Annotated in this window: 19 protein-coding genes and 4 pseudogenes; 16 read left to right on the plus strand and 7 right to left on the minus strand. The window is 61.0% G+C overall.

The annotated features are described in order from the left end of the window. Positions 1-465: 465 nt before the first annotated feature. Together B2D37_RS23270 and B2D37_RS24010 are read left to right on the plus strand one after the other, a co-directional pair. Positions 466-2,256, plus strand: a pseudogene (locus B2D37_RS23270) (helix-turn-helix transcriptional regulator); the annotation flags it as partial. Positions 2,257-2,445: 189 nt separating this feature from the next. Then, positions 2,446-2,637, plus strand: a pseudogene (locus B2D37_RS24010) (response regulator transcription factor); the annotation flags it as partial. A 288-nt stretch (positions 2,638-2,925) separates the two neighbouring features. On the opposite strand, the gene B2D37_RS00635 reads toward B2D37_RS24010, so the two are convergent. Next, positions 2,926-3,726, minus strand: a complete 801-nt coding sequence (locus B2D37_RS00635) for a SirB1 family protein (protein WP_079200910.1) — start codon at positions 3,724-3,726, stop codon at positions 2,926-2,928. Between the two features lie 179 nt (positions 3,727-3,905). On the opposite strand from B2D37_RS00635, the gene B2D37_RS00640 reads away from it, so the two are divergent. The 4 genes from B2D37_RS00640 to B2D37_RS00655 all read left to right on the plus strand — a co-directional run bounded on the left by B2D37_RS00640 (position 3,906) and on the right by B2D37_RS00655 (position 8,288). Continuing rightward, positions 3,906-4,925, plus strand: coding sequence for a Glu/Leu/Phe/Val dehydrogenase (locus tag B2D37_RS00640; protein WP_079200911.1), 1,020 nt, complete (start codon positions 3,906-3,908; stop codon positions 4,923-4,925). A gap of 99 nt (positions 4,926-5,024) precedes the next feature. After that, positions 5,025-6,119 (plus strand): pyruvate dehydrogenase (acetyl-transferring) E1 component subunit alpha, encoded by a 1,095-nt coding sequence (gene pdhA / locus B2D37_RS00645; protein WP_079200912.1) that lies wholly within the window; start codon positions 5,025-5,027, stop codon positions 6,117-6,119. Then, positions 6,112-7,098: an alpha-ketoacid dehydrogenase subunit beta gene (locus B2D37_RS00650; RefSeq protein WP_079200913.1), complete on the plus strand. Its 987-nt coding sequence runs from the start codon at positions 6,112-6,114 to the stop codon at positions 7,096-7,098. The genes pdhA and B2D37_RS00650 overlap by 8 nt, the downstream gene beginning before the upstream one ends. A gap of 80 nt (positions 7,099-7,178) precedes the next feature. Then, positions 7,179-8,288, plus strand: coding sequence for a dihydrolipoamide acetyltransferase family protein (locus B2D37_RS00655; RefSeq protein ID WP_079200914.1), 1,110 nt, complete (start codon positions 7,179-7,181; stop codon positions 8,286-8,288). Between the two features lie 30 nt (positions 8,289-8,318). Here the strand turns inward: B2D37_RS00655 and B2D37_RS00660 are convergent, their stop codons facing one another. Both B2D37_RS00660 and B2D37_RS00670 read right to left on the minus strand, forming a co-directional pair. After that, entirely contained in the window at positions 8,319-9,449 is a 1,131-nt protein-coding gene (locus B2D37_RS00660; protein WP_079200915.1) for an aminotransferase class V-fold PLP-dependent enzyme, read from the minus strand. A gap of 708 nt (positions 9,450-10,157) precedes the next feature. Further along, positions 10,158-10,418: a YebG family protein gene (locus tag B2D37_RS00670; protein ID WP_079200917.1), complete on the minus strand. Its 261-nt coding sequence runs from the start codon at positions 10,416-10,418 to the stop codon at positions 10,158-10,160. Between the two features lie 309 nt (positions 10,419-10,727). On the opposite strand from B2D37_RS00670, the pseudogene B2D37_RS00675 reads away from it, so the two are divergent. Both B2D37_RS00675 and B2D37_RS00680 read left to right on the plus strand, forming a co-directional pair. After that, positions 10,728-10,970 (plus strand): annotated as a pseudogene (locus B2D37_RS00675) (phosphate-starvation-inducible PsiE family protein); the annotation flags it as partial. 129 nt (positions 10,971-11,099) lie between these two features. Next, the gene (locus tag B2D37_RS00680) at positions 11,100-11,549 is read left to right on the plus strand and encodes a phosphate-starvation-inducible protein PsiE (protein ID WP_079200918.1); all 450 of its coding nucleotides are present in this window, start codon (positions 11,100-11,102) and stop codon (positions 11,547-11,549) included. 114 nt (positions 11,550-11,663) lie between these two features. On the opposite strand, the gene B2D37_RS00685 is transcribed toward B2D37_RS00680, so the two are convergent. Continuing rightward, positions 11,664-12,878, minus strand: a complete 1,215-nt coding sequence (locus B2D37_RS00685; protein WP_079200919.1) for a DNA cytosine methyltransferase — start codon at positions 12,876-12,878, stop codon at positions 11,664-11,666. Positions 12,879-12,953: 75 nt separating this feature from the next. Here B2D37_RS00685 and B2D37_RS00690 point away from each other — a divergent pair, with 75 nt between their 5' ends. The 4 genes and pseudogenes from B2D37_RS00690 to B2D37_RS00705 all read left to right on the plus strand — a co-directional run. Continuing rightward, positions 12,954-13,220: a helix-turn-helix domain-containing protein gene (locus B2D37_RS00690; protein WP_079200920.1), complete on the plus strand. Its 267-nt coding sequence runs from the start codon at positions 12,954-12,956 to the stop codon at positions 13,218-13,220. Between the two features lies 1 nt (position 13,221). Further along, complete coding sequence (locus B2D37_RS00695) at positions 13,222-13,980, plus strand: hypothetical protein (RefSeq protein ID WP_079200921.1); 759 nt, start codon at positions 13,222-13,224, stop codon at positions 13,978-13,980. A gap of 1,122 nt (positions 13,981-15,102) precedes the next feature. After that, on the plus strand, positions 15,103-16,065 hold the full coding sequence (locus B2D37_RS00700) for an IS30 family transposase (RefSeq protein WP_079200922.1): 963 nt from the start codon (positions 15,103-15,105) through the stop codon (positions 16,063-16,065). A 259-nt stretch (positions 16,066-16,324) separates the two neighbouring features. Beyond that, positions 16,325-16,591: pseudogene (locus B2D37_RS00705) on the plus strand (phosphate-starvation-inducible PsiE family protein); the annotation flags it as partial. A gap of 118 nt (positions 16,592-16,709) precedes the next feature. On the opposite strand, the gene B2D37_RS00710 reads toward B2D37_RS00705, so the two are convergent. The 3 genes from B2D37_RS00710 to B2D37_RS00720 all read right to left on the minus strand — a co-directional run bounded on the left by B2D37_RS00710 (position 16,710) and on the right by B2D37_RS00720 (position 21,636). After that, positions 16,710-17,765, minus strand: coding sequence for a DUF4105 domain-containing protein (locus B2D37_RS00710; RefSeq protein ID WP_079200923.1), 1,056 nt, complete (start codon positions 17,763-17,765; stop codon positions 16,710-16,712). Positions 17,766-17,916: 151 nt separating this feature from the next. Beyond that, complete coding sequence (locus tag B2D37_RS00715; RefSeq protein WP_079204857.1) at positions 17,917-20,550, minus strand: DEAD/DEAH box helicase; 2,634 nt, start codon at positions 20,548-20,550, stop codon at positions 17,917-17,919. Between the two features lie 210 nt (positions 20,551-20,760). Continuing rightward, positions 20,761-21,636: a helix-turn-helix domain-containing protein gene (locus B2D37_RS00720; RefSeq protein WP_079200924.1), complete on the minus strand. Its 876-nt coding sequence runs from the start codon at positions 21,634-21,636 to the stop codon at positions 20,761-20,763. A 778-nt stretch (positions 21,637-22,414) separates the two neighbouring features. Here B2D37_RS00720 and B2D37_RS00725 point away from each other — a divergent pair. The 4 genes from B2D37_RS00725 (at position 22,415) to B2D37_RS00740 (ending at position 26,036) form a co-directional block, all read left to right on the plus strand. Beyond that, positions 22,415-22,927 carry a peroxiredoxin gene (locus B2D37_RS00725; RefSeq protein ID WP_079200925.1) on the plus strand — a complete coding sequence of 171 codons (513 nt, stop codon included), beginning with the start codon at positions 22,415-22,417 and terminating at the stop codon, positions 22,925-22,927. A 48-nt stretch (positions 22,928-22,975) separates the two neighbouring features. Continuing rightward, a complete protein-coding gene (locus B2D37_RS00730) occupies positions 22,976-24,196 on the plus strand; it encodes a fatty acid desaturase (RefSeq protein ID WP_154067015.1) in 1,221 nt (406 codons plus the stop codon). Between the two features lie 147 nt (positions 24,197-24,343). Continuing rightward, entirely contained in the window at positions 24,344-25,681 is a 1,338-nt protein-coding gene (locus B2D37_RS00735) for a DUF2254 domain-containing protein (RefSeq protein ID WP_079200927.1), read from the plus strand. Positions 25,682-25,730: 49 nt separating this feature from the next. Next, the gene (locus tag B2D37_RS00740; protein WP_079200928.1) at positions 25,731-26,036 is read left to right on the plus strand and encodes a hypothetical protein; all 306 of its coding nucleotides are present in this window, start codon (positions 25,731-25,733) and stop codon (positions 26,034-26,036) included. Positions 26,037-26,080 lie beyond the last annotated feature (44 nt).

Raw genomic sequence — 26,080 nt, forward strand, 5'->3', positions numbered from 1 at the left:
GCCCTTTTTTTATCGCCGAACATTAACTAGGCTGATACAGCTATTGCATGCCTGGCTTCGGGTCTAGTCTCCTGAGCACTGCTCCCATACAAAATCAATACGAGCCGTCATGACGCCTACGCGCCATCTCCGCCCATCGCATTGTCATCCTGCGCCAGGGGCCTGTTACCGCGCCAACCGCCAGGGCATGTTCAGCGTGAGCAGCTACAGCGCCGTTTGCTCGCCCAGGACTGTCGCTTGCGTTTGCTGGTCGCCCCGGCAGGGTTCGGCAAGTCGGTGCTGCTCGCCGACTGCGCCCGCGAATGTCCATCCGAATACTCGCCGCTGTGGCTCAACTGCGCAGGGCAGCTAGCCTCGCCTGCGCAGTTCTGCCGACTACTGGCCGTCACCCTGGGCTATCCGTCGAGCTTGAGTGAAACGGAACTGTTGGCGGCGGTGCAGCAGGAGGAGCGCGCGCTGTGGATCATGCTCAACGACTATCCGCGCGAGCCCGATGGCGAACTCGATGCCTGTCTCGATCGTCTGCTCTGCGCTTCGCCGGCCAACCTCTGCTGGTGGCTTGGCAGTCGGCGGCGGCCGCTATGCAACTTTCCGCGGCTGTTGCTGGAGGGCGAGTTGTTCGAACTGGGCGGCGCGGATCTGGCCTTCACTCCGGGCGAGGTTGGCGCCTGGTTGCAGGATGTGGATACGCTGCGCTCCAGCCGCGCGGACAGCCTGTTCGGCCTGACCCGCGGCTGGCCGGCGGCCCTGCGCCTGCTGGCTGCCCAGGGCGAGCGCGAGGGAGCGGGGCCGTTGTTGTGTGAGGAACATAACGCCTTGCTGGGCGATTATATCGAGCATGAGGTGCTGCAGGACCTGCCTGCGGAATTGGGCCACGCACTCTGCCAGTTGGCGCAGATTCCGCGTTTCAACGAGGCGCTCTGCGAACACTTGCTCGGCGTGGGGGAGGGGGCGGCCTGGTTGCAGGCGTTGCGCGCCCGCGGCCTGTTCATCAATGAAGTGGAGGGTGCGGCGGACTGGCTTGAAGTCTTCCCGCCGCTGGCCCAGCTGCTGCAGCAGCGGACCAAGGCCGCACCCTGCACCAGCCTGCACCTGCATGCCAGTCAATGGTTCGCCGCCCACGGCGAAGTGCGCGCGGCGGTGGAGCATGCGCTCAAGGGCGGCCAGCCGGAAGTCGCGGCCAGTTTTCTCGAACGCTTCACTGAAGAACAATTGCTCCAGGGCCAGGACCTGGCTTTGATTCTGCATTGGCGCAACGAGCTGCCCGAGAGTCTGTTGATCAGCACGCCACGACTGATCCTGCTCAACGCCTGGGCATTGTTGCTGGTCGGGCGGCCGAAGGAGGCGCAGGTCAGCGTCGATCAGCTGGCGCGCTTTCAGCCGCGAGCCGATGGCGAACGCCTGACTGAGCTGTTTGCCCAGTGGCAAGCGATCCGCGGGATTGCCGCCTATGGTCGTGGGAATGGGACAGAGGCGCGCGCGCATTTGCTTGAGGCGCTGCCGGCATTACCGGATGCCGCCTGGGCCCAGGCCCTGCTGTGCCGTTCGGTGCTGACCCAGATCGCCATTGGCGAAGGTCACCTGGAACAAGCGCAACACCTCAGCTACGAGGTGCTAAAGCAGGCGCGGCTTTGCGGTAGTGCCGTATTCGAGGCATTGCTGGAGCTTGACCATGCGCTGCTGCTGGAGGCGCGCGGCGAATTCGCCCGCGCCGAGGCGCTGTTGCAGCGGGTACTCGAACAGATGGACGCGCAGTCGCTGCCCCGGACTCCGGTGCGCGGGCGGATTTTGCTACGCCTGGGGCGCCTGGCATTGCGCCAGGGTTGCAGCGGGCAAGCCGAGAGCCACTTGCAGGCCGGGCTCGAGGGCGCGCTGGCCGAGGGCGACCCGGGGGCCTTTCATGGCTATCTGGGCCTGGCCGAACTGGCTACCTGCCGGCGTGATATTCCCGCCGCTTTCGCCCACCTGGGCGAAGCCGAGCGCTGGATGCAGCGCCATCGGGTTAGCGACGGCCTGTATCGCGGCGTGCTGTTGTTGGCCAGCAGTCGCCTGTGGATCTATCAGGGGCACCACGAGCGTGCTCGCGAAGCCTTGACCCGAGTGCTAGGTCACCGACTAGAGAGCAGCGTGCCGCCGCCAAATTTCCCCGAGCTGTTCCTGCGCCTGGAACATCTATTGCTGTGTCTCGATCTGGCGCGTGGCGCAGATGTCCGCGAGGCGCTGCAGCAGTTGCTCGACCAGGCCGTGGGAGAGGATCGCCAGGCGTTCGCCAGTGAACTCTGGTCAAGCTATGCCGAGGCCTGCAGTGCCTGCGCCGATATGCCGGCGGCGAACCAGGCCCGTCAGACCGCGCAAAGCTTGCGTCAGCGTCTGAACTACCAGGGCGTATGGTTCGCCGCCGACGAGCTACCCCTGGCGGCAACCGGCGAGGTGCCGGCGGCAGATGCCTGCCTCAGCTGCCGCGAGCTGACCGTGCTACAGCTGATCGCCCAAGGCCTGTCCAATCAGGAAGTCGCCGAACAGTTGTTTATTTCCCTGCATACGGTGAAGACCCATGCGCGGCGAATCAACGGCAAACTCGGCGTCGCCCGGCGCACCCAGGCAGTGGCGCAGGCCAAGACGTTGGGGCTGTTGTAAGGCGGGGAATATCTCGCCGTCACAGCGTCGGGCGCCACTCGCCGCAGGCAGTGCACCGTGGTTGATCGGCGCGGTGAAAATTCTGGCGGGCTGTCGCTGCGCTCCGAACGGATCGCCGCCCGAGCCGCCCTACGGACAAGTCGCCGAATTTGCAACAATCCGCAGTCCGTAGGGTGGCACTCGCCGCAGGCAGTGCACCGTGGTTGATCGGCGCGGTGAAAATTCTGGCGGGTTGTCGCTGCGCTCCGAAGCCGCCCTACGCTCCGAACGGATCGCAGCCCGGGCGCATCAATGCAGCGCCGGCGGCGTGGCGAGCTGGTGCAGGCGCTCGACGAGTAGCATGCGTTGCGCCGGGTCGTCACAGAGCAGCAGCGCGTGCTGCACATCGAAGCGCTCGGCCTGGGGGCACTCCAGGCGCTGATACAGTTCGGCACGGGCCAGGTGGTCGGCAACCGTGGGTGTGCCCAGTAGCAACACGCGTTCGGCATCTTTCAATGCCGCGAGGTAGTCCTCTTCCAGCAGGTGCAGGTGCTGCAGGTTGCGCGATAGCCGTTGCAACATGCTGCGGCCATCGCAGGCGCGCATGTCACTGGCGCTGAGTTCGGCCTGGGCGCCCTGGTAGCGGGTCAGCAGCTGGCGACAGTCACGGGTATACAGGCGCCGCCCGCCGCAGGGGTCGAGCAGGTGATCGGCCCCCGCTACCCGCAGCAGGAAATGTCCGGGGAAGTTCACCCCTTGCAGGGGGATATCCAGGCGCCGCGCCAGTTCCAGGGCGATCAATGCCAGCGACAGCGGTTGGCCGCGGCGGCGCTGGATAACCTTGTGCAGCAAGGCGACTTGCGGGCGTGGCGGGCTGTCGTCTTCGCGAAAATCCAGTTCGCTCAGGCGCCGCAGCAGCGGTTGTGCCAGCTCCTGAGGCGGCAAGGCGGGCAAGCCGAGGCTGATTTGCTGCTGCAGCGTGTTGAACTCACGCAGCACCTCGGCCGGTTGCAGGGTCGGATCGTGTTCGGCAGCAATCCATAGCGCCGCCTCGAAAAGCGCGGGCGGCTCTCGCTCAAGGCAGGCAAGACAGGTCTGACGTGGGCTCATGATCACCTCTGCGCAAGACTCGGTTGTAACCGCCTTGATGGGGCGGCGTCCAGTGTTGTGCCCGGGTTTGCTGCTTGTACGGCCTGGCTTTACTCACGCCTGTGGTTATACCGGCCTGTCCGGGCGTTTTCGGGGGCTGCACCTATACTGGCTGTAACCAGAAGTAAGGGAGCCACAGCATGTTCGCCATGATGGAAGCCGCCCGACTTGAGGCCTTGCACCTCACTCAGGATCCAGTCACGGGCCTCAAGGCGATTATCGCCATCCACAACACGCGTCTGGGTCCTGCTCTGGGCGGCTGCCGCTACCTGGCTTATCCCGACGAGCAGAGTGCGATCCGCGATGCGCTGCGCCTGGCCCAGGGCATGAGCTACAAGGCCGCGCTGGCCGGTCTCGACCAGGGTGGTGGCAAGGCGGTGATCATCCGCCCGGCGCATGTCGACAACCGCGGCGCCCTGTTCGAGGCGTTCGGGCGCTTTATCGAGACACTCAATGGCCGCTACATCACCGCGATGGACAGCGGCACCTCCAGCGCCGACATGGACTGCATCGCCCAGCACACCCAGCACGTCACCAGCACTACCAGCGAGGGCGATCCTTCGCCGCATACCGCCATGGGCTTATTCGCCGGGATTCGTGCCACGGCGTTGGCGCGCCTGGGTAGCGACGACCTGGAGGGCCTGCGGGTGGCCGTTCAGGGGCTTGGCCATGTTGGCTATGCACTGGCCGAGCAGCTGCACGCGGCCGGTGTCGAGTTGTTAGTCAGCGACCTGGATGGCGGCCGCGTGCAACTGGCGGTGGAGCAACTCGGCGCGCATCCGGTGGCCAGCGACGCCTTGCTCGCCACGCCCTGCGACATCCTCGCGCCCTGCGGCCTCGGTGGCGTGCTGAATGCCGAGACAGCGGGTCAGTTGCGTTGCTCGGCAGTGGCCGGTGCGGCTAACAACCAACTGGCCAGTGCCGACATTGGCGACATCCTGCAAGCGCGCGGGATTCTCTATGCGCCGGATTACGTGATCAATGCCGGCGGGCTGATCTACGTCGCCCTCAGGCACCGCGGCGAGAGCCCGGCGGCGATCACCACGCACTTGCGCCAGATCAGCCTGCGCCTGACCGAGATCTACGCCCACGCCCAGGCCGACAAGCGCTCACCCGCGCGGGTTGCCGATGCCCTGGCCGAGCGTTTGCTGTACGGCTGACCTTGCTTTTCTTGCTGCTCCTGGCCGCCGACCAGCCTCAGCCGATGCCACAAGCGTCGGCCGTTGTAAGCACACTCACAAGGTGCCGAGGAAACGTCCATGACCCCGCTCAACCCCGACATACCCTATACCCGCTACCTCGATCCGCAGGGTCGCCTGCTCGGCGCCTTGCCGGCGTGGGCCGACGACTTCGACTTGCTGATCCGCCTGTACCGGCAGATGGTCCTGACCCGATTGTTCGACCAGAAGGCCGTGGCCCTGCAGCGCACCGGGCGCATCGGCACCTACGCGCCGACCATCGGCCAGGAGGCCATAGGCGTGGCCATCGGTGCCTTGATGAAACCGGAGGACGTGCTGGTGCCCTATTACCGCGACACCGCGGTGCAGGTCATGCGCGGGGTGAAAATGGAGGAAATCCTCCTCTACTGGGGCGGCGACGAGCGCGGCAGCGCCTACGTCGACCCTGCGGTGGCACAGGACTTCCCGCTCTGCGTGCCGATCGCCACCCAGGCCCTGCATGCCTGCGGTGTGGCCACGGCCATGAAGATTCGCGGCGAGCACCGGGTCGCCGTCACCACCTGCGGCGATGGCGCGACTAGCAAGGGCGACTTCCTCGAAGCGCTCAACGTCGCCGGTGCCTGGCAATTGCCGGTGGTCTTCGTGGTCAACAATAATCAGTGGGCGATCTCGGTGCCGCGGCGCATCCAGTGCGGCGCGCCGACCCTGGCGCAGAAGGCCATAGGTGCCGGCTTTGTTGGCGAGCAGGTCGACGGCAACGACATTATTGCCGTTTATGAGCGCATGCAAATCGCCCTGGAGCGTGCCCGGCACGGCAAGGGGCCGGTGTTGCTGGAGTGCCTCAGCTACCGCCTCGGCGACCACACCACCGCCGACGATGCCACCCGCTACCGCAGTGCCGAGGAGGTCAAACAGGCCTGGCAGGAAGAGCCGGTCAAGCGCCTGCAGGCTTTTCTCGCCGCCCAGGGCGTGTGGGATGAAAGCCGCGAGCAGGCGCTGATCGGCGAGTGTCAGGGCCTGGTGCAGCAGGCGGTGGACGCCTTCGAACAGGCCGGCAAGCAGCCGCCCGACGCGCTGTTCGACTACGTCTACGCGCAGTGGCCGGCGGCCCTGGCCGAGCAGCGCGACATGCTGCTGGAACGCGTCGCCCGGCGTGAGGAGGCCAATCATGAGTGAGGTCAAGCTGACCCTGCTGGAGGCGGTCAACCTGGCCCTGCACCGGGCCATGTACGAGGACCTGAATGTGGTGGTGCTGGGCGAGGATGTCGGCGTCAACGGCGGCGTGTTCCGCGCCACCGCGGGTCTGCGCGACACCTTCGGCTTCAAGCGGGTGATCGACACGCCACTGGCCGAGACCATGATCGCCGGACTGGCAGTCGGCATGGCCGCGCAAGGGTTGAAACCGGTGCTGGAAATCCAGTTCATGGGCTTCATCTACCCGGCGCTGGATCAGTTGGTGTCGCATGCAAGTCGTCTGCGCAATCGCACCCGCGGCCGTTTGAGCTGCTCCATGGTGTTGCGCACGCCGATGGGGGCCGGTATCCGCGCGCCGGAACACCACAGTGAAAGCACCGAGGCGTTGTTCGCCCAGATTCCCGGCCTGCGCGTGGTCATCCCGTCCTCGCCGGCGCGCGCCTATGGCCTGCTGCTGGCGGCCATCGACGATCCCGATCCGGTGATCTTCCTCGAGCCCACCCGGCTGTACCGGATGAACCCGCAGGTACTGCATGACGACGGCAAGCGCCTGCCGCTGGACAGCTGTTTCACCCTGCGCGAAGGCAGCGACCTGACTCTGATCAGTTGGGGCGCCAGTGTCCACGAGACCCTGCAGGCCGCCGCGCAACTGCAGGAACGCGGGGTGTCCGCCGAGGTGATCGACGTCGCCTGCGTCAAACCGCTGGATCTGGATACCCTCGAAGCCTCGGTGCGCAAGACCGGACGCTGCGTGATCGTGCACGAGGCGCCGAAGAGTTGCGCGGTCGGCGCGGAGATCGCCGCCAGCCTGTACGAGCGCGCCTGGCTGGATTTGCAGGCACCGATCCAGCGGGTAACCGCGCCGGATATCCCGCCGCCGCTGTATCGCCTGGAGCAGCTGTATATACCTGGAGTCGCGGACATCCTCGCCGCCTGCGATGCGGTGCTGGACTACGCCTGAAGCTTTTTCGTCGGGCGGGTGCAACCCGCCCTGAGAGGGTGGCGGGTTGCACCCGCCCTACCGACCAAGGAGACGCGGTGATGAAATATTTCAAACTGCCCGACCTCGGCGAAGGCCTGCAGGAAGCCGAGATCGTCGAGTGGCACGTCAAGGCCGGCGAGGAGGTCAAGGCCGATCAGCTGCTGGTCTCGGTGGAAACCGCCAAGGCCATCGTCGATATTCCCGCGCCTTATGACGGCGTGGTACAGAAGACCTTTGGCGCCGAGGGCGACATCCTGCATGTCGGCGAGCCCTTGCTGGCGTACGAGGGTGAGGCCGATTCCGGCACCGTGGTCGGCCGCCTGGAAGGCGGTGGCGAGGCGCAGGCGGACAGCTTCTGCGTCGGCGCGGCGCCTTCGACCCGCGAGCATCTGGCGCCGCGCGCGACCCCGGCGGTGCGTTTACTGGCGCGCCAACTGGGGGTCGACCTGAGCGGCCTGGTCGGTTCCGGCAGCGCTGGCCTGATTACCCGTGGCGATGTCGAAGCCGCGACCCAGTCCGCCCGCGACAAGTTCGGCGGTGACAAGCTGCGCGGGGTGCGGCGCAGCATGGCGATCAACATGGCGCGTGCGCATGCCGAGGTGGTGCCGGTGTTCATTGTCGGCGACGCCGATCTGCATCGCTGGGCGCAGGCGCGCGATCCGCTGGTGCGCATCGCCCAGGCCATCGCCGCCGCCTGCCAGGTCGAGCCGCTGCTGAACAGCTGGTTCGATGGCAAGGGCCTGTCGCTCAAGCGCCACGCGCAACTCGACCTGGGCATTGCCGTGGATACCGCGGACGGTCTGTTCGTGCCGGTGCTGCGCAATGTCGGCGCACGCACTGGCGAAGACTTGAAAGAAGGCATTGCGCGTCTGCGCACCGACGTCAAGACGCGCTCGATTCCACCGCAGGAAATGATGGGCGCAACCCTCACCCTGTCCAACTTCGGCACCCTGTTCGGCCGCTACGCCAACCCGGTGGTGATGCCGCCGCAGGTGGCGATCATCGGCGCCGGCGGTATCCGCGACGAGCCCGTGGCGGTGGACGGCAAGGTAGTGGTGCACCCGATCCTGCCGCTGTCGCTGACCTTCGATCATCGCGCGGTCACCGGTGGCGAGGCCGCGCGTTTTCTCAAGGCACTGGTGCAGGCACTGGAACAGGTCGAGGGCTGATCCAGGCCGCACAGCCCTTAGACCCACGCTTTAGCGCGGCATCTTGTCCAGCGCCTGCTCGAGGATCTCGACAGTACGCTCGATATTGTTCAGCTTTTCCAGGCCGAACAGACCGATGCGGAAGGTCTGGAAATCGGCCGGCTCATCACACTGCAGGGGCACCCCGGCGGCGGCTTGCAGGCCCAAGGCGGCGAACTTCTTGCCGTTCTTGATCTGCTCGTCGTCGGTGTAGCAGACCACCACGCCGGGGGCCTCGAAGCCTGCTGCGGCGACACTCTTGAAGCCCTTGGCGGCCAACAGCGCGCGCACCCGCTGGCCCAGCGCCTGCTGCTCGGCGCGAACCTTGGCAAAGCCATAGCCTGCGGTTTCCTGCATGACATCGCGAAAGCGCGCCAGCGCATCGCAGGGCATGGTCGCGTGGTAGGCATGGCCGCCCTGTTCATAGGCCTGCATGATCTGCAGCCATTTTTTCAGGTCGCAGGCGAAGCTGCTGCTTTGGGTCTCGTCGACCCGTGCGCAGGCCAGTGGGCTGAGCATCACCAGGGCGCAGCAGGGGGACGCGCTCCAGCCTTTCTGCGGTGCGCTGATCAGCACATCGATACCACTGGCCTGCATGTCGACCCAGAGCGTGCCCGAGGCGATGCAGTCGAGCACGAACAGGCCGCCGACCGCATGGACGGCGTCGGCGACGGCGCGCAGGTAGTCGTCAGGCAGCAGAATGCCCGAGGCGGTTTCGACATGGGCGGCGAACACCAGGTGCGGCTTTTCCGCGCGAATGCTCGCCAGCACCTCGTCGAGCGGTGGCGGGGCGAAGGCGGCTTGGCGGCCGGCTTCGATTGGGCGGGCTTTCAGCACCTGGGATGATGCCGGGATCTGGCCGGCGTCGAAGATCTGCGTCCAGCGGTAGCTGAACCAGCCGTTGCGGAGCACCAGGCACTTCCTGCCGGTCGCCAGCTGCCGGGCCACCGCTTCCATGCCGAAGGTGCCGCTGCCGGGCACTATCGCCACGGCGTGGGCGTTGTAGACCTGTTTCAGGGTGCTGGATATGTCGTTCATCACGCGCTGGAACGACTGCGACATATGGTTGAGGGAACGGTCGGTGTAGACGACTGAATATTCGACCAGGCCATCGGGATCGACACTTGGGTACAGGGCTGACATGAGTGACTCCAGGAGCAAGGTTACTGGTGTCATGACCCTGCCCGAAGCCCCGCTAAATGACAAGGTTGCCGGTGCCGGGCTGGCCTGGATCTGCGCCCACGCCGGCGCAGTGGCAATGGGCTGACGAAGCTTTGGCGAGCCAGCGCTCGAGCGGGTCGCCAAGCGCTCTTCAGGCTCCGCTCGGCGATGCCCTGGCGCCGCCCAACAGTCTGCTCAAGGGCAGCGGCCACCTGTTCGACGACGGGCTGAACAACCGCGAGCCTATCCAGGCCACCCTCAACTGGCCGGGCAACCCCACGGCTACCTATAGGCAACACGCACCCTGAGCGCCGACCCGCACGCCTGGTACAGCGAGGCGCAGAAGCACGAGGGCAGCAGGTGGCCGCAATGGCTGGAATGGATTCAGGCAGGCTCCGGCGCACAACGCGAAACCCTGATGGTCCTGGGCAACCGGGAGTACCCGCCGTTGCACGCCGCGCCGGGCACCTATGTGCATATGGGTTAAACGGCTATTGCGCAACCGCGAGCGCTGCCTGGCAAGGTGCGGCGGAACTTGGCGGAACGCCAGACGCTAACCCAATGAAATGGGCTCCCCTTCCTACGCAGTGCGCCCCATCGGTCGAGAGGGCCTTGCCCGCGCTGCTTGGGAATATAAGCGCTTTGCGGGCATGGGCCTTGGCGTCGCCCTCGCGCCTACGACAGCCGTAGTTATTCGGCCGCGGCTTGGCCCAGTTCGCTCAGTGCATCGGGCTGGTTCTTGAAGGCCTTGGCGAAGATATCGCGGTTCTTCGCCATGAAGATGCCCAGCTCCTCACCTTGCTGCTCGTTCAGCGAAGGCACGGCCTTTTGCAATACGTCGGTGAGCAACTCGGCCAGTTCAAGCATCTTGTCATGACGGTCTGCTTCGGCTTTATCCATGAATAAACGCTCCAGATCCCGGCTGCTGCGGTACACCACTTCGACGGCCATTCATCACCTCTACGCCTTCACGCTGATAGGGTTGCAAGAAAACTGTTTATTTATACAGTGGTTGCGAGCATAAAGAATTCTAAGCCATTTGAACAGCAGCAACTGTGTCATGGCGTTGGAAAGTAATCGAATGCCGGCCGCCACATGGAATGATTGGGACGACCCTGTCGCCTAGTTACCCATGAGTAAGTGATCCGGTGGCGAGTGGTGTGCTGGCGGGTTGCGGCTTGCTGGTCTTGTTCCTGCATACCTGAATGTCATGGTGGCGCTGTATCATCGCCGCTCGACGCTATCCGGGGAGATCAACAGGTGAAAATGAATTGGGCCGAGAGCCTGCGCGAACACATGCATGACTTGGCTGAATCGTTAGGCAACCTGCTGGTGGAGACCTTCCATTACCTGGCGTTGTTTGCCATTGGCGCAGTCACGGCCTGGGCCGCGGTAGTGGCTTTTATCGGCATGCTCGACAAGGGGCATATCACGGTCGATGACATCCTGCTGCTGTTCATCTACCTCGAACTGGGCGCGATGGTCGGGATCTACTTCAAGACGAAGGTATACGTTACTAACATTCCTCGTCGTGGCTACCAAATAGATGTTGAGCCATGGCGAGCATGAGCCGTTTCTGATGCGCCGGGTGGTTGGCTTGGTTTGCCAAATTTTTGAAAAATGGTGGTTAAGATGACGCAAGAAGTGAAATGGGCTGAAAGCCTGCGCGAAAAGCTGCATGGTGGTGCTGATTCGATTGGCAATTTATTCGTAGAAACGTTTCACTACCTTGCGCTTTTCGGCATCGGTGTAGTGACAGTTTATGCAGGAGTTTCTACATTTTTAGGAATGCTTCAACAACCAAAAATAACGGTTGATGATATTTTACTGCTGTTCATCTATTTAGAGCTGTTAGCGATGGCAGGAATTTATTTTAAAACTAATCATATGCCCCTTCGTTTTCTTCTCTATATTGGTGTGACCGCACTTATTCGCTTATTGATTAGTGATGTTTCGCATCATAACGCACCAGATATGGGGATTTTGTACGTTTGTGGCGGTGTGCTATTACTAGCAATATCTATCTTGGTGGTTAGGTATTCGTCTTCAAAATATCCATCCGTGAAAGAAAGGAGTGATTGACTATAAAGACCATTCAGAATTAATACTTCTATTGCTTGAGACTTATCAGTTGTATTGGCTAATATTTTTTAGTGACTATGAAGGTGGGCCTTCCTTCATAGCCATTTTCAATAATTATGCACGGTGCTCGAGACTGTTTTTATCCAATAGGTCAGCTATAGCACGCCCAAACGCCTGAGCCATAAGGGGTGGAACAGCGTTACCTATCATCTGAGATACAGGGTTAATCAGATCAGGAAATATAAAGTCGTCATCGAAGCTCTGTAATCTCGCTGCCTCGCGCATGGTAATAGCTCTATCTTCGACCGGATGTGCAAATCTGCCCGATCCAACATGATAAACCCAGGTGGTTATGGTCAATGCCGGCTCATTCCAGTCGAGCCTCCTATAGGCACTGCCATAGAAGCTCTTAGTTTGTAGGCTTTCATCTACATGTTTCATTCTGCCCGTGCCTACTGCATTGATACGCTGTAAGCTTTTTTCACTAAGAATTCTTGCTATGTGATTTCGAACCTCACCTGATTTTGAACGCATCAACTTTGCAAAATTATTCTCATCTTTTCTTTCGTAATGTAATCGTGTCCCTTGTACATAAGATGGTGCAGGCAGGTCGCCGATGGCGTCGCTCACAGTGTTGTAAGGTATATTTGCGATAAGGTCTAGTTGGCTAGTGCTAGGTTTAACATGTGTAAGGGGGGGGAACGGTAGCTTTGATACTGGAATGTCCATAAAGCTACGATGGACACCGATAAAAATTACTCTATTACGGATTTGAGGTACTCCATAATCAGCAGCGCAAACCTTTCTATAGTCGGCAGTGTAGCCCAGTTCATCTAGTCTTTTTAATAAGTCCTCGGCAAATCGCCCACCGCCAAAACTAAGGAATTCTCTAACGTTTTCAATTAGTACGACCTTAGGTCTTAAGGTTTCAATTGTGCTCAGAAATGCGCGGTATAAGTGATTTCTAGGATCGTCATAGAAGCGTTTTACCCCGCACTCTTCGTACTGCCGCACTCCATTTCTACTGAAGCCTTGGCATGGTGGGCCTCCAACCAGTAAGTCCAGCTCTCCGGGTGTATCCAAACCTGCAGGTCGGAGCCAGTCACTGATGTCCTTTATTGCGTCTGGTCCCGCTATTTCTCTTATATCGCCTAGGTACGAAAGTGGTGGGGAGCCTTCCGAATTCAGATGGTTGGCCACAAATGTGCGTATTGGGTGGGCCTCTATCTCAACCCCAGCTTCAATGGAATAGCGCCCAGTGCGCTCAAGCCCTCTGCTGATTCCACCGCACCCACAAAAAAGGTCAACAACGCGATATTTTTTTTTCATTTCAAAAGGTACTGATAGTCCGTGGATTCATAGTCTTCACGATCGGACTATACGCATCTCATTAGAGGTGTGCAAATGACAACTGAAGATACGTGGGGGGCCAAGGTAAAACAGACCTTTGGTGATCGACTCCGGGACCTACGCCATCAGCTATCCATCACCCAAGAAGGCTTGGCGCTCCGATGTGGACTTGACCGTAGCTATGTCGGTCAAGTCGAGAGAGGGGAAAGGAATATTAGCCTTGAGAATATTTATCGACTTGCAGAAGGGTTGGGCATTCCTCCCGGTGAACTGCTAGTGGAATTGGACGATTTGACCAAGCATACAAGTTCTGGAGTGTAAGTTGAGCTATCTATCGAAAGATCAATTAGTAGAGCTGTCACGCCTACTTAGAACCTTTTTTTGCCTGCCATACTCGACTGATTTGGATGGTAAGGACGCAGAAACATTAATAAGGATCGTAAAAAAAGCGGTTGGTCCTAGGTCGAAGCGGAAAGAACTTTTCGATATTATTGATGGTGATATTGGATACTCTGTTAAAACTTTATTCAAAAGCCCTAATGCTGTCAGGGTGGATTTGCAAGAGCAGCGATTTTGTGACGTGGACGAGGTCCGGGTTTTACGTGCAGCGGGTGGTGACAATGCCGCTGCTCAAGGGAAGATACTTTTGAGATATATGTACTCTAGAATCAAGGAGCAGATGGATGAGAGAGGTATAAAAACTGCGAAATCTCTTATCCTCTTGAAACACTGGAATGCTAGTCGTACAGAATTTGAGTTTGTTTATTGGGAAGAGGATTTTTTAGGGTTTGTTGAGGATTTGCTTGTTCGAGACGAGGCGGGGGAAATTGAATGGGTGATTCAGGGTGCTGGTCTTCATGCTAGGGATAAATTGAGGCTCGCCCAAAGGCGCGGCAGGATCGATTCAGATCCCGAGGCAGTCAGGATGCTAAGAATGCATTATAAGCATAATCAAATATTTACGGATCACGATATTCCGGCGGGGGCTGACCGTATCTCATTTTCTGCTTCGCCCTTGTCATGGGATGACACGAATAGTTTGATCGACTTGCATTTTTCTGAAAGGTTTCGTACTGACTAGTATATAAGTATCGAACTGGGATTCCAGCTCGAGTACTCTCCTTTCTCCCAATTCCGGTAGCTGGATTTTTATCGCTGACCTGTCGGCGTTTTGGTGCTTTTTCTTAAACGTAAAAATGGTCAGCGGAACCTAAACCCGATCAACATCTTCTTAAGATCAGAGATGAAAGACGTGGGGTCGTTATCGAGGTGCTGGACGGCAATTCGCTAGTTTTGCAAGATAATGGTACTGGCGAAATCTAAGGGTGAGACTATATGGCGTCGATGCGCCAGAGCTTCAGCAAGAGCATGGTAGTTCTGCAAAGCTTTATTTGTAAAGCTTAGTCTTTGGAAAAGCGGTCACTTTCAGAGTTAATGCAGAAAGTACGCTTATCGAGTGATGATTTGGGTTGATAAGATTAGTATAAGTTTGCTCATGGTTAAGTATGGGCATGCTATGAATTTCTTGGACTATGAAGATCAATACTAAGAAGCTTTTATTCGGGCTGAAATTGATGCAAAAGTATCTCGTTTAGGTATGTGGTCATATGCCAGTCCTCCATATCCTGCGTGGAATCGTAGGCTTGATATCCTTGAGTACAAGCGAAAAGAGCAAGAGAGCTCTCAGGAGCTTTCTTTAGTGGAAAGAAGCGCGCTCACTAGAAAACACGCTATCAAATATAATGAGGATATTAAGGTCTGGAGGAGTAAGTGGTACGTGAAATTTTTCGCTCCACTAGGCTTGGGCGCTTTTCTGAAACCACCAAAGTTTGGTGAGTAGTCGTATTGACAATCACGTTACCCCTGAATTTATTTGCTAATTCCAGCCCTTCCCTCTGTGAGGTGGGTCACTGCGATGAGTTCGTAAGCCTATCACCTCAACGGCTGACGCCTAGGTGACGAGGATCTGCTCCAAGACGTCGCGATGTGTCGTGAGGGAGACGATTCGGCAAGGCTGTCAATTAAGGGAGGCGCTTGTCGGGGGGGCAAGTCCTGCTACATCATCTGCCTCCATTTGCTCACTGGTTTTTTGGGGAATTAATATGAGCCTGAATTCATAGAATAAGTGCAACGTTTGAGACGACAGGCAGAGAGCCAGCCACCGGTAGAATCCAGGCTCTCACACCGAAGGATTCAAGCGCAGATGACTACGCCTTACCGGCAGCTGACTCAGGGCCAACGTTACCAGATTGAGGCCGGTTTAATCGCCGGCAAAAACCAGGTCAGCCTTGCTAAACAGCTTGGCGTGCATCCCGCGACCATCAGCCGAGAGATCCGCCGCAACAGCTCAGAAAACCGCTACGCAGCTGTTTCAGCGACCCAGAAAAGTGATGCGCGCCGTGCCCAAGCACACAAGTACTGCAAGCCCGTTGCCTGGTTCCGTCACTACCTGCCGATCTGGCTTCAGCACGGGATGAGCCCAGAACAAATTGCTCATCGTTTAAAGCAAGAGCGGCCTGATGACACTGCGAGTCATGAGTGGATTTACCAATTCATCGCCATCGACAAGCGCCGTGGCGGTGATTTGTATACGCACCTTCGCCACCGTCGGAAATGCTACCGAAAGCGCTACGGAAGCCACGACCGGCGCGGACAACTACGAAATCGCGTGTCGATCAGTGAGCGGCCTGCTGAGGTCGAAACACGTGAACGGCTAGGCGATTGGGAGGGTGATACGGTGCACGGACTCGGCGGCAATATCGTGACGTTGGTTGATCGTAAAAGCGGCTACCTGAGCGCGTATCCGGTCAAGCGCAGAACACGGAGACAGGTGACGCGAGCGATCAACCTGCTGCTTAAGGGTCATGTGGCAAACACGTTGACGCTGGACAATGGCCGGGAGTTTGCCGGTCATGAATGCATCGCCCGCAAGAGCCAATGCGCGGTCTATTTTGCTGACCCGTATTCGTCTTGGCAGCGCGGCAGCAATGAAAATGCGAATGGCCTGTTGCGGCAGTATTTTCCCAAGGGCAGCGACTTTAGCAAGCTGACTGTGGAGGCCGTTAATCAGGCGGTAATGAAGATCAATTTACGACCACGCAAACGCTTGGCCTGGAAGACACCATACGAAGTACAAGCAGGGGTAAGCGTTGCACTTATGCGTTGAATTCAGGGAGCAAAATCTATTAATTTTTTAATAAAACTATCGGCGATTTCGTCAAGACTAATCACTTTCCTATTCGTTTTTACTTTACATAGCGATAACGGCACTTACTCGATATTCGATTGGTGATCGTGTACGAGGTGCTTGGTGATGATCAAACCACCATTTCTAACACTACTGTCGGTAACCCTTGAAGAGCCGGCTTATCTGGGCTTTGGCATTGACTAATGATCAGAGAGAGAAGTGTTAACGCCTGTTGGTCAAGACCAACCACATGCCGATCCGCTTTTTGATCTATGTGGCGATCACCGCGTTGACCCGGCTGCTGATTTCCGATGTGTCGCACCATCATCGCCCGGACATAGGCGTGGTGATGGTTTCCGGGGCGATCCTGTTGCTGGCTCTGGCGATTCTGGTGGTGCGCTACGCCTCCGCACGGTTCCCCTCGGTGCAGAGTTTGGGTCCGCGCAAAAGAACCAATCCTGCCGATGAAGCGGCGGAAAAAGATGATGTCCAGAGCGACGATTGAGCGGCGAGCAGCCGCTAGACAGGGTGATTCGACGCGCAGCGCCTCTGCTCAAGCCCCTCAGGGGGAAGCTTGGTAGGGGGTGAGCAGTAGGCGGGCAATGCGCCGGCTTACTCGGCCGCTAGTGCTGCGCCTGCTCGGTCATGCCGACGGGCTGCGTCGAGTCGTCCGTGCGGATGCGCCTGGAGAAATCCGCGGCGCCGTCCGCGGCCTGGGCGCGGGTATTGATATGGGCCCGCCGCTTGACCTCGGCGAACGACAAGCCGGCGCTATCCAGCAAGCCGTGCCGGTAGAGCAGCTGCGGTACATAGCCGCTGGCGATTATTCTCCAGTCGAACCCTAGGTGCTGCGGGTTGACGCGGGAATTCAGCCACATGCCGGTGGTGCAGTTGGTGGTCAGGCTGTTGTAGAACTCGGGTTGCTGATGCAGCGCGTTGATGCGCTGCATGTACTCCAGGAACAACTGGCGGCCTTGCTCGATGGGGGCATGCAGCTTGTAGAGGTAGACCTGTTCGGGCGGGTTGCGCCGATAGTTGGTGCGCAGCCGGATCACGTCGCGCTCGTCGGCCACCACGTAGTACAGCTCATACTGACGAAAGAAACCCTTGAGGGTGGAGAAGCTCTCGCCCTTTTCCTTGCGCGTCTCGATCGACATGGCCAGGTGATCGCCGTCGCCAAAGTCGAAGCTGAGAAACACATGGGCGATGGCCGGACCCATCCAGTAGGACGTGACCAGATCCACCCCTTGCAGCTTGGCCAGGTCGAAACGTTTGTCGTACCAGGCCGGCGTGAAGTTGGTCTCGCTGCGGTAGTCGAAGTTGCGGATGTTGTGCACGGTAACCAGGTCGCCCTCGATGGTCGCATAAGGCAGCACCGCTACGTCCGCCTGCCAGTCGCGCTGGTTGGAGGGTTCGAGGCGGTACCAGCAGACCAGCAGGCCGGCGAACTGAACGAGATAGACTGCCAGGGTGCGCCAGCGCCAGCGGCGCCGACCCAAGGCAATCAAGGCGGCCAGCGACACGACGGCAACTGCGCCAGCCAGGCTGTAGCGCAGCAGCGCGTCTGGCGGCCCGGCAAAGATGATCAGCAGCACGCCCCAGCCACCGGCCAGTGCAATCAGCAAACCTAGCAGTAGCCGAATGACAGCGATGGCGCAGCGGCTCAGGGGTTTTCTCATGGCGGGCGCCTGTTGATGGTGCGTTGAAGGGCATATAGCACAACTGCGTGAGTGCGGGCTGCGCCGCGAGCGTGATCTCGCGTCAAGCTGCTGCAGGTCATCAGCGGCCACGCTGCAGCCGTCCGCGAAGGTTCTGTTTTAGTGGTGGCTCTCAGTCGCTCAAGGGTGCAAACAGCCCAGCCAGGTCATCTTCGCTCATCTGCCACTGCTCCTGGCTGCCGCCCTCCAGCAGGCCGCGCGCCAGGTTGGCCTTGGCCTGTTGCAGGTGCTGGATCTTTTCTTCGACGCTGCCGCGGGCGATCAGTTTGTAGACAAACACTGGCTTGTCCTGGCCGATGCGGTAGGCGCGGTCACTGGCCTGGGCCTCGGCGGCTGGGTTCCACCACGGGTCGAAGTGGATCACGGTGTCGGCGGCGGTGAGGTTGAGGCCGGCGCCGCCGGCTTTCAGGCTGATCAGGAACACCGGGAACTGTCCGGCCTGGAACTGCTGCACCGGGGTGCGCCGATCCTGGGTGCTGCCGGTGAGCTTGGTGTAGCCGATCCGGCGTGCCTGCAGCTCGGTTTCGATCAGCGCCAGCATCGAGGTGAATTGGGAGAACAGCAGCACCTTGCGGCCTTCCTCGACCAGCTCTACGAGCATCTCCAGCAAGGCGCTGAGTTTGCCCGAGTCGCTGCTTTTCAGCTGTGCATTGTCATCGCCGAGCAGGCGCAAATCGCAGCAGGCCTGACGCAGGCGCAGCAACGCTTCGAGGATCACGATCTGGCTGCGGGCCAGACCCTGGCGGGCGACTTCATCGCGGACCTTCTTGTCCATCGCCAGGCGCAGGGTTTCGTAGCGGTCGCGCTGGGCGGCGGTCAGTTCGATCCAGTGGGTCACCTCGGTCTTGGGCGGCAGCTCACGGGCCACTTGTTCCTTGGTGCGGCGCAGCACGAAGGGTTTGATCCGCCCGCGCAGGTGCGCCAGGCGCTGCTGATTGGCCTGCTTCTCGATCGGGGTGCGGTAGTCGCGGGTGAAGCTCTTGCTGTCGCCGAGCCAGCCGGGCATGAGGAAGTTGAACAGCGACCAGAGTTCGCCCAGGTGATTTTCCAGCGGGGTTCCGGTCAGACACAGGCGTTGGCGTGCCTGCAATTGCCCGGCAGCCAGCGCGGCCTTGCTGCGCGGGTTCTTGATGTTCTGCGCTTCGTCGAGAATCAGCAGGTGATACGGCTGCGCCGCCAGTGCCTTGAGGTCGCGCGGCAACAGGGCGTAGGTGGTCAGGACGATGTCGTGATCGCCGATCAACTGGAACAGCGGGCGGCGTTTTGCCCCGTACAGGGCCAGTACCTTGAGTTGCGGGGTGAAGTGCGCGGCTTCGTCCTGCCAGTTGGGGATCAGGCTGGTGGGCATGACGATCAGCGCCGGCCGGTCCAGGCGCCTGGCTTGTTTCTCACTGAGGATATGCGCCAGGGTCTGCAGGGTCTTGCCCAGGCCCATGTCGTCGGCCAGCACCCCGCCGATTTCCAGTTCGCCCAGCGCCTGCATCCAGGCCAGGCCATGCAGTTGATAGGGGCGCAGGGTGGCCTGCAAGTCCGCCGGCGGTTTGACCTCCTGCACGCTGTGCGCTTGCAGGCGCTGGGCAAAGCCGCGGAGCTGCTCGCCACCCTGCCAGTTCAGCGCCGGGCCTTGCTCCAGTTCGTTCAGGCGAGCGGCGTCGGCGCGTGGCAGGCGTAAGCGCTGGCTGGACTCGCCCGGCTCGCGGAAAAACAACTCGCCCAGGGTGGCCAACAACGGTTTGAGGCGGGCGAAGGGCAGGGCGATGTGCTTGTTGCTCTGCGGCAGGCTGACCAGCAGCATTTCCTCATCCTGGCGCTGGGCCAGGGCGTCGCCATTAAGCAGCCAGGGTTTGTGCCGAATCGCCTGCAGCAGGATCGGCAGCAGGCTGATGCGCTGGCCTTCGACTTCGATACCCAGCTCCAGGTCGAACCAGTCGTGTTCGGGCGTATCTTCGATTGCCGCGTACCAATCGTCGACCTGTGCCAGGTTGTAACGGAAGTCCGGTTGCAGTTCGATTCGCCAACCCTGCGCGCGCAGTTGTGGCATTTGCTGCTGGACGAAACCTAGCCAGGCCGTCTCGCCGGGCAGCTCGAAGTGTTCGCCGGGATGTTCGGCGAGGGCCTCGCTCTGGCGCAGGGCGACCTGCAGGCCGGCGGCTTCCAGGCACTGGCGCAGCGCCGCCTCGGCAGCGGCGTCGCGGATGATGCGCAGGCTCCGGCTCGGGCTCTGCCGCACCAGCAGGTCGTTCGTCGGTTTGCCGTAGGCCAGCTGGCCCTGGTAATCGAAGGCCAGGGCGGCGCGGTGCTGGGCCTGCTCAAGCATGCGGCCCTTGCGCGCATCGAAATGCACCCGCACGTGGCTGCCGAGCATCAGTACGGGTTGCGGCGCGATGCCCTCCAGGCGCTGTTCGACGACATCAGCAGGGGGCTCTATCAGCGGGCTGAGATCGATACCAGCCAGCTGCTGGCGCTCCAGGGTCAGCAGGGCGGCGACCACGTGCTTGCAGTTGAACCCCACCGGGCAGCTGCACTGGCCGTTGACGCTCCAGCCCTGGGGGAAGGACTGCAGGTTGATGCGCTGCTGGTAGGTCTGCGCGCCCGAGCCGCGACAACTGGCCAGCAGGGTCTCGCCCTTGAGACTGAGCAGGGTGCTGCGGCCTTGCTCGGCATAGCCGAGGCCACGACTGAAGTCGCCGGCGCGGAATGCCGGGCGCCAGTCGGCCTGGCGCAGATGCAGAACATCCAGGGCCATCATGGCAAATCAGCGGCAGTGGGGGCGAGTCTGGACATGGCAGTGCCGGGTGGGTGCAAAGCCGATGATTCTGGCACAGCTGGCGGTGGATTAGCAGGCGCTTGCACAATCTAGCCCGCGCCGGCCAGGCAAGCGGCCCCGCAGCCTGTCAGGCGGCGGGTCGGGCGTACTCGCGCAGCAGTACGCCGGCTCCCGGCAAACGGCAGCCGGTTAGCCGCCGAACGCCATGCGGTACTGGCCTGGCGTCGCGGCAAAGGCTTGGCGAAAGCGGTTGCTGAAGTGGCTGGCGCTGGCAAAACCGCAGGCCAGGGCGATCTCGCCCAGCGGCAGGCGGCTGCTGTGCAGCAACTGGCGGGCGCGTTCGAGGCGGCGCGCCAGCAGATAACGGTGTGGCGGCAGGCCGAAACTCAGGTGAAACATCCGGGCGAAGTGGTACTCGGACAACGCACAGAGCCCGGCCAGCTGACCCAGGCTCAGCGGCTCGGCCAGATGCTCCTCGATGTATTCGCGCAGCCGCCGCCGTTGCGCCGGCGCCAGTCCGCCGGTCAGACGCAGGCCATCGCGCCGGCCAACCTGAGACAGCAAGGCATGGCTGAGCAGGGCGTGGGCCAGGCTGCTGGTCAGCAGGCGCTCGCCAGGCTCCAGCCAGTTCAGTCGGCTCAGCTGGCGAAAACGCTGGGCCTGCTGCGGGTCGTCGAGGAAGGTGGCTTCGCGCAGTTGCAGTTCGCGCGGCTCGCGGTCGAGCAGGCGCACGGCGCCGAGGGCAAATTGCTCCTGGCTGACATACAGGTGGGCCAGGTTGATCTCGCCGTTGATCACCCAGGCCGATTGATGCCCGGCCGGCAGGATGCACAACTTGTCCGGTGCGCCCTTGCTCTCGGGGCGTTCGCGGCGAAAGGTGCCGGTGCCGCCCGCCAGGTAGCAGGACAGGGTGTGGTGGCTCGGCGCCTGGTAGTCGCGGGTATCGTGGCAGTTGCTCCACAGCGCCGCGGCCAAGCCATCGCCCAGCTCGGCGCTGTGCAACAGTCTGGAATTGGGTGAACTGGCCATGACCTGAAAGACCTGGCTTTGCTCGAGCTGTGACATGGATATTTCCTCTTCCGCGCCATGCTACCGCCGTTGCGGCGATCTGCCAGCTACGCCGCCGAAAAAAGCGCAAGTTCAGGCAAGAGGGGGTTAGTGGCAGTGGCCATGTTTTTGCTTGGATGACATGGGGCGGCCAGGAGCGACCGGTCACGATAGTCTGCGTTCGGCCAGGAGCGGCCGGTTTGGCCTATAAATAGATCCGCGCCTTTTTTCGCCCCCTTTTTTTCCGGCAGGGGATCAGGAGCGGGCATTGGCGAGAGACGGCAATCGGCCATTCTCGACCGGCTGCTACCGACCCAATATAGATAGTCCGTCCCACCCTCACCGATACTGGTAACGGTTGGCAGGTAGCTGCCAGCGAGGGTGGGACATGCACCTGTAGGCTACGAATAAATCGACCCAAACGCATGACGTTTGCCGCTTTAGTTTCGAGTCTACAGGTGCGCTTGCGCTCGACAACGAATACTCAGGGTTCGCCGTCGAACGCCTGACGATCCAAGAATACTCGTTGTCTTATGGTACGGCAGTCACCCGTGGCAGCTTGCTGTAGGTCTTTGCTCAATAACGATTGGCTTTTCAAGGATCACCTCGTAATCCAGCTACTACGGTTTTCACAGTGATGCCTTGCTGAGTTGACATCGTCCAGGGCGGGCCTCAGTGAGCAATCGTTGCGCAGCCACTGTGTGTGTTGCCGTACCGACAACCCAAGCAGGTCCTGCGTAGGCTGAAATCTGATTAGAGGCTGCGCAGTGCAGTCCGACCTCTCAGGAAAACTGCCATGAAAACAGCTATCACGCTCACGCTTGCGCTGCTGTTGCCTGTTAACGCTTGGGCACAGCTCTCGAACAGCCCGATCCCCGATTTTACGGCAACCGCGCTGACGGGAGAAAAAGTCAGCGCCGCCCAGTTGATCGGCCAGCCGACGATCCTGATCGTCACACCGAGCACGGACGCCGCCAAGCACACCCGCCTGTGGGCCGAAGCCTTGCGTAAGAACGTTGACCAGAGCGCGGTGCGTATCCGCGACGTGCTGGCGATCGACCTGCCGTTCTTCATGAGCGAGGAAGACGCGATCGGCCGGGCCAAGGAAAAAATTCCGCGGCGCTACCAGGACCAGACCTGGATCTTGAACGAGTCGAGCCTCGAAAACGCTTTGAACATCCCGCGCGACAGTGCCAAGGCTTTCGTGTTCGTGCTGGACGCGCAGGGCAAGGTCATCGCGCGCGTCGAGGGCGCGCCGAACGAGGCCACGCTTAGCGAGGTGGAAATGGCGGTCCGCTCGACCCAGTAGTGCGGCGCCTGCAGACCACACGCTATTCATGGAGACTTCCCAATGCACATGAGCGAACTGCTGACCACACTGCAAGACGTGTTTTTCGACTGGCTTGCGCATGGCCTTAGCGGTTTTAGCGGTTGGCAGATCGTCGCTTATACGCTTGTGACAACGCACATCACGATCGCTGCGGTCACGATCTTTCTGCACCGCAGCCAGGCGCATCGCTCGGTCGAACTGCGACCGCTGGCTTCACATTTTTTCAGGTGCTGGCTCTGGCTCACCACCGGCATCGTGACGCGCGAATGGGTTGCGGTGCATAGAAAGCACCACGCCGCCTGCGAGACGCCCGAGGACCCGCACAGCCCTCAGACCCGTGGCATCGCAGCCGTGCTGCTGCGCGGCAGCGAGCTGTATGCGGCCGCCGCGAAGGACCGCCAGATGCTTGACCAGTACGGAGCAGGCACACCCAACGACTGGATCGAGCGAAAACTCTATACGCCGCACAGTTTATCCGGCGTCGGTTTGATGCTAGTGATCAATCTGCTTGCATTTGGCGCGATCGGCGCAACCGTCTGGGCGGTGCAGATGCTCTGGATCCCGATCACCGCAGCTGGCATCGTCAACGGCATCGGCCACTGGCGGGGGTATCGCAACTTCGAGCTCGCCGACGCAAGCCGCAATATCGTGCCTTGGGGCATCCTGATCGGCGGCGAGGAGTTGCACAACAACCATCACACCTATCCGACTTCGGCGAAGCTGTCGGTACGACGCTATGAGTTCGACCTCGGCTGGGCCTACATCCGCGGCCTCAAAATGCTCGGGCTGGCCACTGTGCGCCGGGTCCGCCCGCAGTTGCGGCTCGGTTCCGCACGGCCGGTGGTGGATACGGCCATGCTGAACGCAATCATTGCGAACCGCTACGAGCTCATGGCCAATTATGCAAGGCGTATGCACCGCGCGGCCCTTGTCGAATGGTTGCGCTTACGCGCGCAAGGGCACTCGCTCAAGCTTGCGGACCTGCGCAGCGCGCGCCGCTGGCTGCACCGAGACGCGCGCCATACCCCGACCAGCCAGCAGCGGCAGGCGTCGAGCGCGATTCAACAAAGCCAGACACTTAACCAGCTGGTCACGATGCGCGAACAACTGCGACCGCTGTGGACGCCCTCGGACGCGTCCGGCGCACAACGTGTAGCCGACTTGCAGGCTTGGCTGAAGACAGCCGAGGCAAGCGGTAGCGAGACGCTCCACGAGTTCGCGGCGATGCTGCGCGCGGTCCGTGCATGAGATGCCGTGCCCCCCTGAAAGCAAAGCTTGGAACCGATGACGGAGGACGAGCAGCGCGCTTCGATTCGAGAACTTACACTGTAGTGACGGCCCGTTCAGCGCCAGCTTGGGCGCTTCGTTTGAGGCTGACGAGTGAAGTGAGGCTGCATGAAAACACTGCTGCTGAAGTACTGGTATCGACTGCGATCGAGTTTCTGGTTCGTGCCAGCGGCCATGGCGTGCCTGGCCGTGGCACTGGCCTTCTGCGCCGTCGAGCTCGACAAGGCCGTTACTGACGACTGGCTGCAGTTCCTGGGTTGGAGCTATTCGGGTGGTGCCGAGGGTGCCAGCCTGCTGCTGGGCACCGTAGCCGGGTCGATGATCGCCATTGCCGGGACCGTGTTTTCGATGACGCTGGTGGCGCTGTCGCTCGCCTCATCCCAGCTGGGCCCGCGCCTGCTGCGCAACTTCATGCGCGACACCGCCAACCAGGTGGTGCTGGGCACCTTCGTGGCCACGTTTGTGTACTGCCTGCTCGTGCTGCGCACCATCCGCCGCGCCGACGAGGGGGCATTCGTGCCTCATCTCTCCGTCAGCATTGGCGTGTTGCTGGCCATTGTCAGCGTTGGGGTGCTGATCTACTTCATCCACCACATCTCGGTCTCGATCCAGGCGGATCAGGTCGTGGCACGGGTCGGCAGGGAGCTCGATGAGGGGATCGACAGGTTGTTTCCCGGCGACCTTGGCAAGCCTGGGTCCGCAGCCTCAAGAGCCTCAAGCGAAGCCAGCCTGCCAGCGGCGTTCGCGCGCGAGGCATGTCCTGTGGGTGCCCTTGAAGACGGCTATCTCCAGCTGATCGATGCTGACGCCCTGATGGCGTTGGCCAGCCAGGAAGATCTGCTGCTGCGGCTGGAGCGCCGGCCTGGGCACTACCTCACCAAGGGCCGGGCGATGGTGATGGTCTGGCCTGGGGATCGTGTCACTGAAACCCTGGCGGGAAAATTGAACGCCGCCTTCGTGTTGGGCAACCAGCGCACTGCAGCCCAGGATGTCGAGTTCTCCTTCCAGCAGTTGGTCGAGATCGCCGTGCGGGCGCTGTCACCGGGCATCAACGACCCGTTCACGGCGGTCGCCTGCGTGGATCGGCTGGGATCGGCCCTGTGCCGCCTGGCCCGACGCGACATGCCATCACACCTTCGCTTCGACAGTCACGGCCGGCTGCGGCTGGTGGCGCTGGGATCCACGTTTGCAGGCATCGTGGACACCGCGTTCAACCAGATCAGGCAAAGCGCTCGGTCGAACCCGGCTGTGGCGATCCGCATGCTCGATGCCATCACCCAGATCGCCGGCCACGTGCAATGCACGCAGGACGCGGCCTGCCTCCAGCGCCACGCCGGCATGATCGTCAACGGGGCACGAGAAGCTGTGCCGGAAGCGGGCGATGTGCTCGCCGTCGAGGCGAGCTTCACTGCGGCGACACTGGCGCTGCGCGACTTTCGCAGCTAACGCACGACGCGCCTCGCAGCCAACCGCTCACTGTGGGCCGGGCACCCGCATGAACATCGACGCCAATGCATGCAAGGTCTGCGAAGGCGGCGAGGTGTTCCTGCACCTGTCGAAGGAGGCGCCGCGTAAGCGCCTGCTGGCGCGCATCGACGAGTCCGACAAAACTGCAAGTTCTGCGTCGCCGGCAGCGCCGAGCACACTGCGGGACACTTACGTGCAAGCCTATGGCCATGCACTGGGCGCGACCAGCACGGCCGAGCCGGCCAGGTTCCTCGTACCAGCCGACGACAAACATGACGCACGGCTGATCGTGTCGCACGATCGTGCTCGGCGCGCTGGAAGGTCTCAAGTTTAGTTGTGGTCCGCGCGGCGTGCCGGCGTGAGTTACAAGCGATTCGC

Origin of the sequence: Pseudomonas sp. CC6-YY-74 (assembly GCF_002025205.1) — a bacterium.
Classification (GTDB): domain Bacteria; phylum Pseudomonadota; class Gammaproteobacteria; order Pseudomonadales; family Pseudomonadaceae; genus Aquipseudomonas; species Aquipseudomonas paeninsulae.

What these genes read in the sequence shown, in the direction of transcription:
- B2D37_RS00720 (WP_079200924.1), bottom strand. Translation starts at nt 21,636, where the DNA reads ATGTCACAGCTCGAGCAAAGCCAGGTCTTTCAGGTCATGGCCAGTTCA.
- B2D37_RS00710 (WP_079200923.1), bottom strand. Translation starts at nt 17,765, where the DNA reads ATGAGAAAACCCCTGAGCCGCTGCGCCATCGCTGTCATTCGGCTACTG.
- B2D37_RS00715 (WP_079204857.1), bottom strand. Translation starts at nt 20,550, where the DNA reads ATGGCCCTGGATGTTCTGCATCTGCGCCAGGCCGACTGGCGCCCGGCA.
- B2D37_RS00635 (WP_079200910.1), bottom strand. Translation starts at nt 3,726, where the DNA reads ATGAGCCCACGTCAGACCTGTCTTGCCTGCCTTGAGCGAGAGCCGCCC.
- B2D37_RS00725 (WP_079200925.1), top strand. Translation starts at nt 22,415, where the DNA reads ATGAAAACAGCTATCACGCTCACGCTTGCGCTGCTGTTGCCTGTTAAC.
- B2D37_RS00735 (WP_079200927.1), top strand. Translation starts at nt 24,344, where the DNA reads ATGAAAACACTGCTGCTGAAGTACTGGTATCGACTGCGATCGAGTTTC.
- B2D37_RS00655 (WP_079200914.1), top strand. Translation starts at nt 7,179, where the DNA reads ATGAAATATTTCAAACTGCCCGACCTCGGCGAAGGCCTGCAGGAAGCC.
- B2D37_RS00640 (WP_079200911.1), top strand. Translation starts at nt 3,906, where the DNA reads ATGTTCGCCATGATGGAAGCCGCCCGACTTGAGGCCTTGCACCTCACT.
- B2D37_RS00650 (WP_079200913.1), top strand. Translation starts at nt 6,112, where the DNA reads ATGAGTGAGGTCAAGCTGACCCTGCTGGAGGCGGTCAACCTGGCCCTG.
- B2D37_RS00730 (WP_154067015.1), top strand. Translation starts at nt 22,976, where the DNA reads ATGAGCGAACTGCTGACCACACTGCAAGACGTGTTTTTCGACTGGCTT.
- B2D37_RS00685 (WP_079200919.1), bottom strand. Translation starts at nt 12,878, where the DNA reads ATGAAAAAAAAATATCGCGTTGTTGACCTTTTTTGTGGGTGCGGTGGA.
- B2D37_RS00700 (WP_079200922.1), top strand. Translation starts at nt 15,103, where the DNA reads ATGACTACGCCTTACCGGCAGCTGACTCAGGGCCAACGTTACCAGATT.
- B2D37_RS00670 (WP_079200917.1), bottom strand. Translation starts at nt 10,418, where the DNA reads ATGGCCGTCGAAGTGGTGTACCGCAGCAGCCGGGATCTGGAGCGTTTA.
- B2D37_RS00680 (WP_079200918.1), top strand. Translation starts at nt 11,100, where the DNA reads ATGACGCAAGAAGTGAAATGGGCTGAAAGCCTGCGCGAAAAGCTGCAT.
- B2D37_RS00740 (WP_079200928.1), top strand. Translation starts at nt 25,731, where the DNA reads ATGAACATCGACGCCAATGCATGCAAGGTCTGCGAAGGCGGCGAGGTG.
- pdhA (WP_079200912.1), top strand. Translation starts at nt 5,025, where the DNA reads ATGACCCCGCTCAACCCCGACATACCCTATACCCGCTACCTCGATCCG.
- B2D37_RS00690 (WP_079200920.1), top strand. Translation starts at nt 12,954, where the DNA reads ATGACAACTGAAGATACGTGGGGGGCCAAGGTAAAACAGACCTTTGGT.
- B2D37_RS00660 (WP_079200915.1), bottom strand. Translation starts at nt 9,449, where the DNA reads ATGTCAGCCCTGTACCCAAGTGTCGATCCCGATGGCCTGGTCGAATAT.